This is a genomic window from Tatumella sp. JGM94, from assembly GCF_018257595.1.
Lineage (GTDB): Bacteria > Pseudomonadota > Gammaproteobacteria > Enterobacterales > Enterobacteriaceae > Tatumella > Tatumella punctata.
This window is the reverse complement of the sequence record NZ_JAERJN010000001.1, coordinates 301560-317091: the sequence shown is the minus strand read 5'-3', so window position 1 is coordinate 317091 and position 15532 is coordinate 301560. Positions and strand designations below refer to the sequence as shown.

At 49.5% G+C, this 15532-nt stretch carries 14 protein-coding genes; 13 read left to right on the top strand and 1 reads right to left on the bottom strand.

Going from position 1 to position 15532, the window contains the following annotated elements; genetic code table 11:
- Positions 1 to 162 precede the first annotated feature (162 nt).
- Positions 163 to 696, bottom strand: coding sequence for a peptide-methionine (S)-S-oxide reductase MsrA (gene msrA, locus JK216_RS01495; protein ID WP_212711486.1), 534 nt, complete (start codon positions 694 to 696; stop codon positions 163 to 165).
- Positions 697 to 1843: 1147 nt separating this feature from the next.
- Here msrA and flhD point away from each other — a divergent pair.
- From flhD to flhA, 13 genes are all read left to right on the top strand, one after another.
- Complete coding sequence (gene flhD / locus JK216_RS01490; RefSeq protein WP_212709225.1) at positions 1844 to 2161, top strand: flagellar transcriptional regulator FlhD; 318 nt, start codon at positions 1844 to 1846, stop codon at positions 2159 to 2161.
- A gap of 31 nt (positions 2162 to 2192) precedes the next feature.
- On the top strand, positions 2193 to 2765 hold the full coding sequence (gene flhC, locus JK216_RS01485; RefSeq protein WP_212709226.1) for a flagellar transcriptional regulator FlhC: 573 nt from the start codon (positions 2193 to 2195) through the stop codon (positions 2763 to 2765).
- Between the two features lie 114 nt (positions 2766 to 2879).
- Positions 2880 to 3767, top strand: coding sequence for a flagellar motor stator protein MotA (gene motA, locus JK216_RS01480; RefSeq protein WP_212709227.1), 888 nt, complete (start codon positions 2880 to 2882; stop codon positions 3765 to 3767).
- Positions 3764 to 4792, top strand: a complete 1029-nt coding sequence (gene motB, locus JK216_RS01475; protein ID WP_212711487.1) for a flagellar motor protein MotB — start codon at positions 3764 to 3766, stop codon at positions 4790 to 4792. The genes motA and motB overlap by 4 nt, the downstream gene beginning before the upstream one ends.
- Before the next feature lie 17 nt (positions 4793 to 4809).
- Complete coding sequence (gene cheA, locus JK216_RS01470; RefSeq protein WP_212709256.1) at positions 4810 to 6798, top strand: chemotaxis protein CheA; 1989 nt, start codon at positions 4810 to 4812, stop codon at positions 6796 to 6798.
- Entirely contained in the window at positions 6799 to 7287 is a 489-nt protein-coding gene (cheW, locus tag JK216_RS01465; RefSeq protein ID WP_212709257.1) for a chemotaxis protein CheW, read from the top strand.
- 134 nt (positions 7288 to 7421) lie between these two features.
- Positions 7422 to 9089, top strand: a complete 1668-nt coding sequence (locus JK216_RS01460; protein ID WP_212709229.1) for a methyl-accepting chemotaxis protein — start codon at positions 7422 to 7424, stop codon at positions 9087 to 9089.
- Between the two features lie 125 nt (positions 9090 to 9214).
- Entirely contained in the window at positions 9215 to 10087 is an 873-nt protein-coding gene (gene cheR, locus JK216_RS01455; protein ID WP_212709230.1) for a protein-glutamate O-methyltransferase CheR, read from the top strand.
- On the top strand, positions 10084 to 11133 hold the full coding sequence (locus JK216_RS01450; protein WP_212709231.1) for a chemotaxis response regulator protein-glutamate methylesterase: 1050 nt from the start codon (positions 10084 to 10086) through the stop codon (positions 11131 to 11133). Before cheR ends, JK216_RS01450 begins: the two co-directional genes overlap by 4 nt.
- Positions 11134 to 11165: 32 nt before the next feature.
- The gene (gene cheY / locus JK216_RS01445; RefSeq protein ID WP_212709232.1) at positions 11166 to 11555 is read left to right on the top strand and encodes a chemotaxis response regulator CheY; all 390 of its coding nucleotides are present in this window, start codon (positions 11166 to 11168) and stop codon (positions 11553 to 11555) included.
- Between the two features lie 9 nt (positions 11556 to 11564).
- A complete protein-coding gene (cheZ, locus tag JK216_RS01440; RefSeq protein ID WP_212710237.1) occupies positions 11565 to 12206 on the top strand; it encodes a protein phosphatase CheZ in 642 nt (213 codons plus the stop codon).
- Positions 12207 to 12309: 103 nt separating this feature from the next.
- Entirely contained in the window at positions 12310 to 13458 is a 1149-nt protein-coding gene (gene flhB / locus JK216_RS01435) for a flagellar biosynthesis protein FlhB (RefSeq protein ID WP_212711488.1), read from the top strand.
- Positions 13451 to 15532, top strand: coding sequence for a flagellar biosynthesis protein FlhA (gene flhA / locus JK216_RS01430; RefSeq protein ID WP_212711489.1), 2082 nt, complete (start codon positions 13451 to 13453; stop codon positions 15530 to 15532). The genes flhB and flhA overlap by 8 nt, the downstream gene beginning before the upstream one ends.

The following is a 15532-nucleotide window of genomic DNA, read 5'->3' as shown; positions in this document are numbered from 1 at the left end:
TCTGTCGACCGCTGTAGCGGCTAACGGGGCGGTACTATAGGGAGTCGGCCGCAAACGGTCAAGATTTTTTTTATTCTTTTGTTTTATTCGCTTAACTACTGAGCTTGTTGATGCAATTGACCGCAAGATGATGGTATTTTATTCAGCGGATGGTCAGTAACCTCAGTCTTTAACCTGCTCAGCAAAGCGTTTACGTAATTTCTGTAACTTTGGCGGGATTACCGCCAGACAAAAACCGTTGCGCTGGCCGGCACCATCCCAGTAATTCTGATGGTAGTCTTCGGCAGGATACCATGTCCGGAGCGGTTCGATGGTGGTGACTACCGGTGCAGAGTGTTCTGCTGCGGCACGCTGAATGGCTTCTCTGGCTGCGGCTTCCTGCTGCGGGCTGTCAGGAAAAATAGCTGATCGGTACTGTGTCCCGATGTCATTTCCCTGACGATTTAACTGAGTAGGGTCGTGGGTAGCAAAACTGATATCCAGTAAATCTCCGTAACTGACGACCGCAGGATCAAAACCAATCCGGATAGCTTCTGCATGTCCGGTAGTACCTTCACATACCTGCTGATAGACTGGGTTTTCCGTGATCCCCCCCGTATAGCCGCTTTCGACGGATTCAACCCCGTTAATGCTTTTGAATACCGCTTCAGTACACCAAAAACAGCCACCGGCAATTACTGCATACTCTATTGTCATCGTACATTCCTCTGTTTACTGCCGAATAATGATTGTCACTATATCAGATATGTGCAGTATGCTGTTTTTCAAGTCTCATTATCTCCTGTTGCAGACGACAGTCTTCCGGAAAACAGGATAATGACAGAATCCGGCTATTACTGGCCGTTATATCGGTGAACCAGAAAGTCAGTATCACTGCAGATAAAGCATTAACCATCCTCTGTAATGAATCATCTGCAGAGGACAATCAGAAAATTACAGCGCAGTATTTTGATAACCCCCCTCGAAAGATTGCATTATTTATAACCAGAATCGGGCAATGTAAATTAACTGGCTGTATCTCTTTACAGGATAAACTCATAGCTCATCACCGCACTGAATAGTGATGTAAAAATCTTATATGCTGTCCTGCCGGTAGTAACTGCCACAAACAGTACCTGTACGCAAGGTAATGCCATTATTTTTTATATCAATGCCGGTTGATGCTGGCAGGTTAAAATAATTAATTTCAGAATTGATCGATTTTGTTTAATAAAGGCATTGATTTTAGCAGGTGAATAATCGTCGTACTTTCTATATTGAAATAGTCATGCAACGGAAGGCGTTATTTTAAGAATAATGTTTTATCTTTAGCGCCGGGTGGTATAACCTTCTGCTTGCTAACACAAATTGCCGTTTGAATATTTATTCATGTAAAAGAATAAGTATCTCTTGCTTCCGTAAGAAGTGAATGAGAAATTTAATTTAACATTACACACCCCATTGCCGCGGCAGTGGATTTGTTATTAATTGTTTCAACAGGCTGATCGCAGTTTTTGATAAAAAAAATAAATGGGTTTCATTACTCTCAAAAGAGAGTGCTGTAAATTTCGAAATGATCTGGGTCAATTATTAAGATGAAACAACCGTGAAAGTTATTGTGCGCGTTACTGATAGAGGTTAAATTCTAATAAGATAAATCCCATAAAAAAGGAAAAAATAACTTCGTATTCTCTCACTAAACTCAGAAGTTGCGGTTTATTATACTGTTTCCGAAAGCTTTTTAATTATTTAATCTTGTAATTAAGTTCATGAAAGATAAGTTTCACGGATGAATATACCCCGGGAAACCAGTGCACGGCTTGCCGGGCCTTTAGGTTCACAATTTATACAGCAGGAAAGAAAAATGAATACAACTAACCTGGTGAAACATATTTATGATGTTAACCTTTCATATTTACTTCTGGCCCAGCAATTAATTAGTCAGGATAAATCCTCAGCCATGTTCCGTTTAGGGGTTGATGAGTCAATGGCGAATAAACTGGCTGAACTTACTTTACCCGAACTGGTTAAGCTGGCTGAGACAAATCAGTTGATATGTAAGTTACGGTTTATAGATTATACGATTATTCAGCAGCTGACGCGTGAATCCCGGGTGGATGATATGCAGCAAATCCATACCGGAATTATGCTGGCCAGTGAACTTTTACAATCCGTTTCTTAGAGATTATTCGGGCCAGATTCAGGAGGTAAATATGAAAGTACATAGCGTTATACGTGAAGGTCATGATATCCAGCTGGCGATTGACCTGATCCGCCTGGGAGCACGGTTGCAATTGCTTGAAAGTGAGACCGTACTCAGCCGCGGACGTCTTATCCGGTTGTATAAGGAAATCAAGGGTTGCCCGCCGCCGAAGGGGATGCTGCCGTTTTCCACCGACTGGTTTATGACATGGGAACATAATATTCATGCGACCGTATTCTTTCACGCATGGTTATTTATGCAGAAAACACATCTGCTTAATGGTGTCGATGGGTTGATTGCTGCCTATCGTCTGTACCTGGAACAATGTCCTCCCGCAGATACAGGACCACTGCTGGCACTGACCCGCGCATGGACATTGATCCGTTTTGTGGATAGCGGAATGCTTGAACTGGCAGCCTGCCGCTGTTGCCACGGACAGTTTATTAATCATGCTCATCAGCCTAAGGGGAGCTTTATTTGCAGTTTATGCCAGCCCCCTTCCAGGGCGGTGAAAAAACGTAAACTTCCGCAGACACCTGCCGATAACATCGTATATATGCGGGGTGAAGAAATAAAAATATGATCATTATCTGATCTGTTTATTCTCCGTAATGTGATAACTATATTTTTTATTAGTTTTTAATAATATCAATATAATCAAAATCCGCAAAATATACCGATGACGTAAGGGGTCTCCGTGTTAATTATTCTGGGATATATAGTGGTTATCGCCTCAGTGCTGGGAGGCTATGTTCTGGTTGGCGGGGAACTGGGGGTATTATATCAGCCTTCTGAGCTATTAATTATTGGCGGGGCAGGGGCAGGTGCTTTTCTGGTTGGGAATAATGGTAAGTCAGTATTAAAAACACTCAGAGCTCTGCCATTATTACTGCGAGGCTCGAAATATACGAAAACGCATTACCTGGATTTAATGACGTTGTTATTTATTCTGTTATCTAAGGCCCGTCAGCAGGGAGTGCTTGCTCTGGAGAAGGATATCGAAAATCCGGCGGAGAGTGAGATATTTACTCAGTACCCGCGTTTGCTGAATGATCAAATGGTGACTGACTTTATGACCGATTATTTGCGCTTGATTATCAGCGGTAATATGAGCGCATTTGAGATTGAATCTCTGATGGATGAAGAAATAGAAACCTATGAACATGAAAGTGATGCACCGGCACAAAGTATAGCGATGGCAGGTGACGGTCTGCCTGCATTTGGTATTGTGGCGGCTGTAATGGGGGTGATTCATGCCCTGGCGTCAGCAGATCGCCCGGCAGCCGAGCTGGGCGCGTTAATTGCTCATGCCATGGTCGGGACATTTCTTGGTATTCTGCTTTCCTACGGATTTATTACCCCGCTGGCCGCGGTGCTGCGGCAGAAATATGCCGAAAATATAAAAATGATGCAGTGTATTAAAATCACGCTGCTATCCAATATGCATGGTTATCCGCCACAGATTGCCGTCGAGTTCGGCAGAAAAGTGCTGTATTCAACGGAACGACCATCCTTTACTGAACTTGAAGATCATGTACGTGAAAACAAATCTGTAAATAAAACATCAGCGGAAGCAGATGTATGAAACCTGACGAACGCCAGATAGTGGTGGTGAAAAAAAGAAAGTCGTCGGGCCACCATGAAAGTCATGGCTCCTGGAAAATTGCTTATGCCGATTTTATGACGGCAATGATGGCCTTCTTTATGGTGATGTGGCTGATTGCTGTATCCACCCCGAAAGAGCTGCAACAGATTGCTGAATATTTCAAAATGCCACTGCGGGTGGCATTATCCGGCGGACAACGCAGCAGTGACAGCGTCAGTCCGGTACCTGGCGGAGGCAATGATATTACGCAAAAACAGGGTGAAACCTTAAAGACGCCTCGTAAAACAGACAGTAAACATCAGCGTGATGTACAGCAGCTCAAAAAACTGAAAAAAGAGCTGGAAAGTTTGTTACTCAATGATCCGCGTCTGAAAGCACTACGGCCCCATTTATTGATTACTGTCGTCAGTGGCGGGTTACGTATTCAGATTATCGATAGTAAACAACGGCCAATGTTTTTGCTGGGCAGCGCTGAGGTTGAACCCTATATGCGCACTCTGCTGCAGGCTATTGCACCTGTGCTGAACGATGTGCCCAACAAAATAAGTATTGCAGGACATACAGATGATTTTCCTTATCAGGACGGAGAAAAAGGTTTCAGTAACTGGGAATTGTCGGCAAACCGTGCCAACGCTTCGCGCCGTGAACTGGTGCGTGGCGGCCTTAATCAGGGAAAAGTACTCCGGGTAGTTGGTATGGCTGACACTATGAAGCTGAAAGATCTTCAGGGTGATGATGCAGAAAACCGTCGTATCAGTTTGCTGGTACTGAATCAGGATGCGGAAGAAGCTATCGAGAAAGAAAACCGGGAAGAGCAGGCAATTACTATTTCAGACCCGTCTGAGCTGAGTCAGCATACCAGTGCCGTAGTTCCGGTACCTGCACCTGACACAGTGCCTGCCATCGCCAGGAAAGGGACAAACAGTTTCCGGATTCCGCAACCGGCGGGTGTTTCTGGCCGTAGCAGCACAGTATCGTCAGCGATTATACCTTCGGATAAATAAAGGCAGCTTACGTGACAATGGATATCAGTGATTTTTATCAGACCTTTTTCGATGAAGCCGATGAATTACTGGCGGATATGGAACAGCATCTGCTGGCACTTGACCCGGCGACTCCGGAAGCCGAGCAACTGAATGCTATTTTCAGAGCGGCCCATTCGATCAAAGGCGGAGCAGCCACTTTCGGTTTCACTGTGCTACAGGAGACGACCCATATTCTGGAAAATATCCTCGACAGTGCCCGCCGTGGTGAACTGGCGCTGAATAGCAGTATTATCAATACGTTTCTGGAAACCAAAGACATTATGCAAGAACAGCTGAATGCCTATAAAACTGCGCAGCAACCCGATGAAGAAAGCTTTAGCTATATTTGCCAAATGCTGCGGCAGATAGCCCTGGGTGTTACCGGCGATCCCCCTCCGATAACGGACCAGGTCTGCGGGCAAACAGTAGCCGCAGAGACCCATACTGAACCTGCGACAGGGACAACATCGGGCAGCGAGCCCCTGCCGCTACGTATCCGGCTGGAGTCTTTGAAAACCAATGAAGCTGAGACCCTGTTAAACGAAATACGACATCTGGGAAATGTGTCGGATGTGGTACAGCAACCCGGCAGTATTGAAGCGACAGTGCAGGGAGTCAGTGCCGATGATTTACTGGCGGTGCTCTGTTTTGTGGTTGATGAGCAGCAAATACATTTTGTTTCGCCCGGCGAATCCCATCCGCCGGTCAAAGAGAGCAGAGAGAATACGGATGATGTTGTGCCTGCGAAAGCCGCACGCCATCAGGCACCGGTCGTAAAAGCCAGCGAGTCTACCAGTATCCGGGTGGCTGTTGAGAAAGTTGACCAGCTGATTAATCTGGTAGGAGAACTGGTGATTACCCAGTCGATGCTGCAGCAGCATGCCAATACGCTTGAGCCGGGCGTACACGGAGACCTGCTGAACAGTATGAGCCAGCTGGAACGTAACGCCCGGGATTTACAGGAGTCGGTAATGTCTATCCGGATGATGCCCATGGAGTATGTATTCAGCCGTTTTCCGCGGCTGGTGCGTGATCTGGCCGCGAAACTGGATAAGAAAATTGAGCTGACATTACAAGGCAGTTCAACGGAACTCGATAAAAGTCTGATAGAGCGAATCATCGATCCACTGACACATCTGGTGCGTAATAGTCTGGATCATGGTATTGAATCTCCTCAGCAGCGGCTGCAACAGGGTAAAACCGAAACCGGTAACCTGATCCTGTCTGCGGAACACCGCGGTGGTAATATCTGTATTGAGGTTACGGATGACGGCGCGGGCCTGAACCATGAAAAGATACTCGCCAAAGCCAGGCAGTCAGGCATTCCTGTTCATGACAATATCAGCGACGATGAGATCGGTCTGTTAATTTTTGCGCCCGGATTTTCGACGGCAGAACAGGTGACTGATGTCTCCGGACGGGGAGTCGGGATGGACGTGGTAAAACGGAATATCCAGCAGATGGGCGGACATGTCGAAATAACGTCTATACCCGGTGCCGGTACCACCATCCGTATCCTGCTGCCCCTGACCCTGGCAATCCTCGACGGTATGTCGGTGCGGGTGGGAAATGAAGTCTTTATCCTGCCCCTTAATGCGGTGATGGAATCACTGCAGCCTGACAGTAAAGGGCTGAAAGCGTTAGCCGGAGGGGAGCGGGTACTCGAAGTCCGTGGCGAGTATTTACCGCTGGTGGTGTTATCATCCGTATTTGATGTGGATAATGCCCATACGGATCCGACCCGGGGTATCGCGATTATTTTACAAACTGCCGGTAAACGTTATGCCTTACTGGTTGATCAGCTTATTGGCCAGCATCAGGTCGTGGTAAAAAATCTTGAAAGTAATTACCGCAAAGTTGAAGGCATCTCTGCAGCAACCATTATGGGAGACGGCAGTGTCGCGTTTATCGTTGATATTGCGGTATTGCAGTCATTTCATCGGGATAAATGTTTATCCGCGAAATCGGGTAAGCTCGTCGAATAGATTTGCGGGGTTAATGTGGAACAAATAACAGAGGAAATCGTTTCCCAGGAATTTCTGGTATTTACGCTGGGTGATGAAGAATACGGTATTGATATTCTTAAGGTACAGGAAATTCGCGGGTACGATCACGTCACACGGATTGCCAATACCCCGCCATTTATTAAAGGCGTCACTAACCTGCGCGGAGTGATTGTGCCGATTCTGGATATGCGCATTAAATTTTTGCAGGATAATATTTCCTATAATGAAAATACGGTAGTGATAGTGCTTAATCTTAAACACAGGGTGGTGGGGATTGTGGTGGACGGGGTATCTGACGTCCTCGCTCTGAGTAAAGATGATATTCGTGCTGCGCCGGAATTCACTGTCACTCTGTCAACCGAATATCTGACAGGGCTGGGTGCCAGAGGTGATCGTATGTTAATTCTGGTGGATATCGAAAAATTACTAAACAGTGAAGAAATGGCACTGGTCGATACCCTCGGCTAACCAGCTGTGTAAAAAATAAAAACTTTCTGGCGGCATTTAGTCGCCTTTATTTTGACTGCTGATAGTAAGCAGATAATAAAGATTAATCATGCCGGGCCGATATAAGCAGAGTCATGCTTATTACAGAGGTCATTATGTTCAGTCGGATGAAAATTGTAACCAGTCTATTATGTGTGCTTTGCCTGATGGCAGTATTACAGATTGCCAGTGGCGGGCTTTTTTTTCAGATGCTTAAAACCGGCAAGGATAATTTTTATTTCAGCCAGGTGCTACGCGATCAACAACAATATATTACCGGGGTTAGCAGTGCCCTGCTGGAGGCGAGAAATAATATCAGTATGGCGGCAATCAGTGCACAGCAAAATATTAACGCATTGCAGAGTAATAAACAGGTTCAGGTGCTGCTTAAAAATGCGGCGGACCAGATTAAGCTGGCTGATGAAGAATATCAGAACTATACCAGTGCACTGACCGACAGTGGTCTTAAAGATCCTCGCCAGCAGGATTTACAAAAAAGTTATAAAAAATATCGTGCCGGATTAGACGAATTACTGATGCTGGTCAGTGAGGGTAAGATTGCCGAATTTATCGATATGCCGGTGCTGGAACAACAAAAAAGGTTTGAGGATAATTATAACGGCTGGCTGAAGCGTAATGATGAGCTGACCGATCAGGGAATTACTCAGAGTGCGGTGGATTTTCTGCATGCTGAATGGATGATTATCGGAGTACTGATCGTCACTTTGCTGGTGGTAGGGCTGGTCTGGCTGGGGATGCACCGGATCCTGCTGAGGCCATTACGTCAGGGGATTGAACATATTCGCCAGGTTGCTAATGGCGATCTGACCCATGCTATTGACGTAACCACCAGTAATGAGATGGGGGAACTACTCAGTACTGTCCGTTATATGCAGCAGGAGCTGAGAAATACGGTCGGACTGGTGCGCGATAGCTCCGAATCTATTTATACCGGGGCCAGCGAAATAGCGAATGGCAGTACCGATTTGTCTGCCCGTACCGAACAACAGGCCGCATCACTGGAAGAAACCGCATCCAGTATGGAACAACTGACCGCAACGGTGAAACAGAATGCCGAAAATGCGCGTCAGGCGTCACAACTGGCGTTAAATGCATCAGATACGGCGCGGCACGGTGGATCTGTGGTCGATAATGTTGTCACCACCATGAAAGATATTGCCGGCAGTTCACAGAAAATTGCCGATATTACCAGTGTGATTGATGGTATTGCCTTCCAGACTAATATTCTGGCCCTGAATGCGGCGGTCGAAGCGGCCCGTGCCGGAGAGCAGGGGCGGGGATTCGCAGTGGTTGCCGGAGAGGTACGCAACCTCGCACAGCGCAGTGCCCAGGCGGCCAAAGAAATTAAAATCCTGATTGAAGACTCGGTCAGCCGCATCGATTCCGGTTCACAACTGGTGGAAAATGCCGGTGTCACTATGGGAGAAATTGTCAATGCGGTTACCCGGGTGACCGACATTATGGGCGAGATTGCCTCGGCATCGGAAGAGCAAAGTCGTGGTATTGACCTGGTCAGTACCGCAGTGACAGAGATGGATCAGGTGACTCAGCAAAATGCCACTCTGGTCGAAGAGTCGGCAACTTCTGCAGCGACACTGGAAGAACAGGCAGGTTTACTGAAACAGGCAGTCGCTGTGTTCCGTATCGGGCCTGTCACTCATGAAAATGACGTAAAATTGCTGACCGGTGCGGCCAGTGCCAAAGTCGCTCGCGGTCACAGTCAGTCTGCGGATAATTCGCCTGATAACTGGGAAACATTTTGAGCCCTGTACAGTTACCGGCCGGAATAATGCACCGGGAAATACTGGCGGGGAATTCCCCCTGCCGGTCCCGGCAGAGATTTCCCGGAGACGCCCTGTCAGCTGATGTAAAGGATTACGGTTAATCTATGGATAAACTACCCAATACGGCGGCGCGGCAAAAGCTACCTGCGGCCAGCCAGCCACATAAGTTGTTATTGTCAGAGGCCAATTTCCAGCGATTGTGTCAGCTTATCTATCAGCGGGCCGGTATTGTGCTGGCCGCACATAAACGGGAAATGGTCTACAACCGTCTGATGCGCCGGTTACGGTTATTACAGATGAACGATTTTGGTCAATATCTGGCGATGCTGGAAAGTCAGCCCGCCAGCAGTGAATGGCAGGAGTTTATTAATGCGCTGACCACTAATCTGACTTCGTTTTTTCGTGAAGCACACCATTTTCCGCTACTGGCTGAGCACGCTCGCAGCCGGCATGGCAGTTACAGCGTCTGGAGCTGTGCGGCCTCTACCGGTGAAGAACCTTATTCTATTGCTATGACTCTGGCCGATACTTTAGGGATGGCGCCCGGTAAATTTCAGGTATTTGCCAGTGATATTGATACCGGAGTGCTGGAAAAAGCCAGGCAGGGGATCTATCGGCGTGAGTCACTGGATATGCTGACGGCAGAGCAGTTACAGCGTTATTTTCTGAAAGGAAAAGGGGCACAACAGGGGCTGGTTCGTGTGCGGCCCGAGCTGAGCCATTATGTACAGTTCTCACAGCTCAATTTACTGAGCCCTGACTGGAAACTCCCGGAAAAATGCGATGCTATATTTTGTCGTAACATTATGATTTATTTTGATAAATCTACGCAAGAGGCCATTCTGCGGCAGATGGTCCGGTATCTGAAACCCGGCGGGCTCTTGTTTGCGGGGCATTCTGAAAATTTCAGTCAGATAAGTCAGGATTTTTGGCTACGGGGCAAGACGGTTTACAGTCTGGCTAAGGAAAGGCAATGAGTAAAATTACTGTGCTGAGTGTTGATGATTCAGCTCTGATGCGCCAGCTAATGACGGAAATTGTAAACAGCCAGCAGGATATGGAAATGGTCGCGACGGCACCGGATCCGCTGGTGGCACGGGAGCTGATTAAACAGTTTAACCCGACAGTGCTGACACTGGATGTGGAAATGCCCCGTATGGACGGGCTGGAGTTCCTGGAAAAGCTGATGCGTTTACGGCCAATGCCGGTAATTATGGTGTCATCACTGACGGGTAAAGGTTCGGAGGTTACTCTCAGGGCGCTTGAACTGGGGGCTGTAGACTTTGTGACTAAACCGCAACTGGGTTTGCGCGAGGGTATGCTGGCCTATTGTCAGGTGATTGCCGAGAAGATTCGTATTGCTGCCCGTGCCCGGCTCTACCGGCCATCAGCGTCAGGCGCTCCGGGCATTCTCAATGCGCCGCCGATCCTCAGCAGTGAAAAACTGATTGCGATTGGGGCATCGACAGGGGGGACTGAAGCCCTGCGCCGGGTACTGGAACCTTTACCTGCCGCCTCACCGGCGGTACTTATTACCCAGCATATGCCGCCGGGATTCACCCATTCTTTTGCTGAACGCCTGAACCGGCTTTGTCAAATCACCGTGAAAGAAGCGGAAGAGGGGGAGCGGGTTCTGCCTGGTTTTGCCTACATTGCCCCCGGTTCTATGCATATGGAACTGGGACGCAGCGGGGCAAATTATCAGATTAAATTGCATAACAGTGAACCGGTAAATCGCCACCGGCCATCGGTAGATGTTCTGTTTAATTCGGTGGCCAGATTTGCCGGACGTAACGCAGTCGGGGTGATCCTCACCGGGATGGGAAATGACGGTGCCAGCGGATTACTGAAAATGCGTAACGCCAAAGCCTGGACCATTGCGCAAAGTGAAGCAACCTGTGTGGTCTTTGGCATGCCGCGCGAAGCAATTCTGCTGGAAGCGGCCTGTGAAGTGGTCGACCTGGAGAATATCAGTCAGCAGATGCTGGCGCATATCAGCCGCGGACAATCGCTCCGTATTTAATCTAAGCAGTAGCGAACACAAAGGAAAGTGCAATGGCGGACAGTAACTTACATTTTTTAGTTGTTGATGATTTTAATACCATGCGGCGTATTGTCCGTAATTTATTAAAAGAGCTGGGGTTTACCAATGTAGAAGAAGCCGAAGACGGGGTGGATGCCCTGAATAAATTACAAGCCGGAAATTTCGGGTTTGTGATCACTGACTGGAATATGCCCAATATGGACGGGCTTGAGCTGTTACACAGTATTCGCGCGGACGGTAAATTATCGGCGATGCCGGTACTGATGGTCACCGCGGAAGCCAAAAAAGAAAATATTATTGCCGCCGCACAGGCCGGGGCCAGCGGTTATGTGGTTAAGCCGTTTACCGCCGCTATTCTGGAAGAAAAACTGAATAAAATTTTTGAAAAACTCGGTATTTAGGGGACACAGATGAACCAGATTCCGCTACCTGATAACGACAAAACTGTACGTGACATTGTCACAAAAGTCGGGTCTCTGGCCCGGATGTTACGGGATAATTTACGGGCGATGGGGCTTGAACAGGCAATAGCCGATGCTGCAGAAGCCATCCCCGATGCCCGTGACCGGCTGGATTATGTGGTACAGATGACTGCTCAGGCTGCAGACCGGGCGTTAAGTTGTGTCGAAGCGGCACAGCCACATCAGGACCAGCTGCAACAGCAGTCTGTGGCACTGGCCGGACGCTGGGATCTGTGGTTCGCCGATCCGATAGAACTTAATGATGCACGGCAACTGGTAACAGATACCCGGCAGTTTCTGGCTGAAGTGCCTGAACATACGGGTTTCACTAACCAGCAGTTGCTTGCCATTATGATGGCTCAGGATTTTCAGGATCTTACCGGTCAGGTGATTAAGCGGATGATGGAAGTTATTCAGGAAATTGAGCGGCAATTACTGATGGTATTGCTGGAAAATATACCTGAGGCGGCACTGCCCGCGAAAACAGAGCAAGACAGTCTGTTAAACGGACCACAGATCGATAGCAGTGCCAGCGGTGTTATTGCTAACCAGGACCAGGTGGATGACTTACTGGACAGTCTCGGATTCTGAGCACCGATCCCGGAATAACCGGGTGTTTCCTCCGGATATCTGAACGATAGATCCGACAGGCCTCTGTTATGCTTGATTTTTCAGCAATCAGCAGAGCAGTGTTGTGGCCGATCAGGATCAGGAAGATAAAACCGAAGCCCCCAGCAGCCGGCGGATAGAAAAGGCCCGTGAAGAAGGCGATATTCCCCGTTCACGGGAGCTGACCTCATTATTAATGTTATTTGCCGGACTACTGTTATTACGCCTCAGCGCGGTATCGATGGCGGAAGCGTTAACCCGCATGATGCGCAGTGGTTTTGTCTTCGACCAGCGCATTACCCGGGATCAGACGCCGTTACTCCACAGCAGCAGCTTACTCTGGCAGTGTGTTCTTGCTCTGGCACCGCTGATGGCCGGGATCATGCTGGTGGCGGCATGTTCACCTTTACTGATAGGCGGTATGTCCCTGAGCGGTAAATCCCTGAAATTTTCCCCCGGCCGGATGAATCCGCTCAGCGGCGTTAAACGCCTGTTTAGCGGCCAGATGGTGGCAGAACTGACCAAAGCGCTGCTGAAAGTGGTGATCACCGGCACTCTTGCCGGTAGTTATCTGTACCGGCACTGGGACGAGTTTCTGGTATTGATCACTTTACCTGCCGGTGTGGCCATCTCCCGCGGTTTGTCACTGATTGTGGTCTGCGGACTGTGGGTAGTGCTGGGCATGCTGCCAATGGCCGGGCTGGATGTTTTCTGGCAGTTGTACAGCTACCAGAAAAAACTGCGGATGTCGCGTCAGGATTTGCGGGATGAATACAAACAGCAGGAAGGTGATCCGCATCTTAAAAGCCGGATACGCCAGCAGATGCGCGCCGCAGCCCGGCAAAGGATGATGTCGGCAGTGGCGGAAGCGGATGTTGTTGTGACTAACCCGACACATTTTGCAGTGGCCTTACAGTACCAGGAAGGCAAAATGCAGGCCCCTAAAGTCGTGGCCAAAGGCAGTGACAAGCTGGCAGAAAGGATACGCGCGATTGCGCAGCAACACCGGATACCCACTCTGGAAGCACCACCGCTGGCACGAGCCCTGTATCGCCATACGGAGCCCGGTGAATATATCCCCGGCGCGTTATACGGGGCAGTCGCAGAAGTGCTGGCCTGGGTGTGGCAACTGAGACGCTGGAAAACGACCGGCGGCAGTCAACCGCTGACACCGAAAAATCTCGAGGTGCCGCAGCAAATGGATATAACAGGAGACATTTCCCCCCATGGATAATCTGGCAAAGAAACTGCGTCTTCCTGCACGCTGGAGTGATGTGGAGTGGCAGATCCTGGCAGGGCCGGTACTGATTCTGGTTATCCTGGCGATGATGGTACTGCCGCTGCCCCCGTTCCTGCTCGATATGCTGTTTACTTTTAATATTGCCTTGTCGGTTATGGTGTTGCTGGTGGCTATGTTCACCCGTAAAACCCTCGAATTTGCCGCATTTCCGACCGTATTATTGTTCGCGACCCTGTTACGTCTGGCCCTGAATATCGCGTCGACACGGATCATTTTATTACAGGGGCATACGGGGGCAGGGGCTGCGGGGAAAGTGGTCGAGGCTTTTGGTCATTTTCTGGTTGGCGGAAATTTTGCGATTGGGATTGTGGTGTTCGTGATCCTGGTGGTGATTAACTTTATGGTGATCACTAAAGGTGCCGGACGTATTGCCGAAGTCGGTGCGCGTTTTGTGCTTGACGGTATGCCAGGCAAACAGATGGCAATAGATGCGGATCTGAATGCCGGCCTGATTGGCGAGGATGAAGCAAAAACCAGGCGCAGTGATGTTTCCCAGGAAGCTGATTTTTACGGTTCAATGGATGGCGCCAGTAAATTTGTCCGCGGTGATGCCATTGCCGGGATCCTGATCATGGTGATTAATATTATCGGTGGATTACTGGTCGGGGTTGTACAGCACGGGCTGGATTTAGGTCAGGCGGCGGCCAGTTATACCCTGCTGACCATTGGCGACGGACTGGTGGCTCAGATTCCGGCGCTGGTCATTTCGACGGCTGCCGGGGTGATTGTGACCCGGGTCAGTACCGATAATAATGTGGGTGAGCAGATGGTTTCCCAGCTGTTCAGTCAGCCGCGGGTGATGTTGTTAAGTGCCGCGGTGCTCGGATTACTGGGGATTGTGCCCGGCATGCCGAATCTGGTGTTTTTACTGTTTACTGCGGCGTTGCTGCTGCTGGCCTGGTGGCTGAAAGGACGCGAACAGCAGCTGGCCGGAGCTGCACAGCAGTTACAGTCTCAGGCACCGGCAATACCGGCGGCTGAGGTCAGCTGGGATGATGTGACCCTTGAAGATCCGCTGGCAATGGAAGTCGGGTACCGGCTGATTCCGCTGGTTGATGAAGCCCGTCAGGGCGATTTGCCCGGCCGTATCCGCGGGATCCGCAAAAAATTTGCCCGGACGATGGGATTTCTGCCGCCACCGGTACATATCAGCGATAACCTCAGTCTGGCGGCATCCTGCTACCGGATTCTGATGAAAGGTGTCGAGATTGGTCGGGGGGATGTCTGGCCCGGGCGCTGGCTTGCTATTAATCCGGGGGGAGCGACCGGAGAACTGCCGGGTGATATCACCCGTGACCCTGCGTTTGGGTTACAGGCCGTATGGATCGACGGCGCACTGCGTGAACAGGCCAGAACGCAGGGGTACACTGTGGTCGAGGCCAGTACAGTGGTGGCTACGCACCTCAATCACCTGCTGAGTCAGTCTGCCAGTGAACTGTTCGGACGTCAGGAAGCCCGGCAATTGCTGGAACGTCTCAGTCGTGAAATGCCAAAGCTGACTGAAGGACTGATTCCTGAACTGATCAGCCTGACGACCCTGCACAAGGTGTTACAGAATTTACTCGGTGAACAGGTTCCGGTGCGCGATATGTGCACCATTATAGAAACCCTGGCGGAGCATAGCCCGATAACAGCCGACAGCCAGCAACTGACCAGTGCAGTGCGGATCGCGCTAGGCAGGGCCATCACTCAGCAGTGTTTTCCCGGAGATGATGAGATACAGGTGATTGGACTGCAACCGGCCACAGAAAATCTGTTATTACAGGTGGCGCAAACCGGTGGTGCCCTTGAGCCCGGGCTGGCAGAACACCTGACAGCACAAACCGCAGAAGCGATACAGACCCAGGAAGGATTGGGGGTGACACCGGTGCTGGTGGTCCGGGCCGGGCTCCGGGAGCTGCTCTCCCGCTACTTACGTCGCAGCTTTCCGCAACTGGTCGTTATGTCGTCTGCTGAGGTAAAAACTCACCGGCCAATTCGTCAGACCGCCAGCCTGGGCAGCCAGTAA

What these genes read in the sequence shown, in the direction of transcription:
- JK216_RS01450 (WP_212709231.1), top strand. Translation starts at nt 10,084, where the DNA reads ATGAGTAAAATTACTGTGCTGAGTGTTGATGATTCAGCTCTGATGCGC.
- msrA (WP_212711486.1), bottom strand. Translation starts at nt 696, where the DNA reads ATGACAATAGAGTATGCAGTAATTGCCGGTGGCTGTTTTTGGTGTACT.
- flhA (WP_212711489.1), top strand. Translation starts at nt 13,451, where the DNA reads ATGGATAATCTGGCAAAGAAACTGCGTCTTCCTGCACGCTGGAGTGAT.
- JK216_RS01460 (WP_212709229.1), top strand. Translation starts at nt 7,422, where the DNA reads ATGTTCAGTCGGATGAAAATTGTAACCAGTCTATTATGTGTGCTTTGC.
- cheY (WP_212709232.1), top strand. Translation starts at nt 11,166, where the DNA reads ATGGCGGACAGTAACTTACATTTTTTAGTTGTTGATGATTTTAATACC.
- cheA (WP_212709256.1), top strand. Translation starts at nt 4,810, where the DNA reads ATGGATATCAGTGATTTTTATCAGACCTTTTTCGATGAAGCCGATGAA.
- cheR (WP_212709230.1), top strand. Translation starts at nt 9,215, where the DNA reads ATGGATAAACTACCCAATACGGCGGCGCGGCAAAAGCTACCTGCGGCC.
- cheZ (WP_212710237.1), top strand. Translation starts at nt 11,565, where the DNA reads ATGAACCAGATTCCGCTACCTGATAACGACAAAACTGTACGTGACATT.
- flhD (WP_212709225.1), top strand. Translation starts at nt 1,844, where the DNA reads ATGAATACAACTAACCTGGTGAAACATATTTATGATGTTAACCTTTCA.
- motB (WP_212711487.1), top strand. Translation starts at nt 3,764, where the DNA reads ATGAAACCTGACGAACGCCAGATAGTGGTGGTGAAAAAAAGAAAGTCG.
- flhC (WP_212709226.1), top strand. Translation starts at nt 2,193, where the DNA reads ATGAAAGTACATAGCGTTATACGTGAAGGTCATGATATCCAGCTGGCG.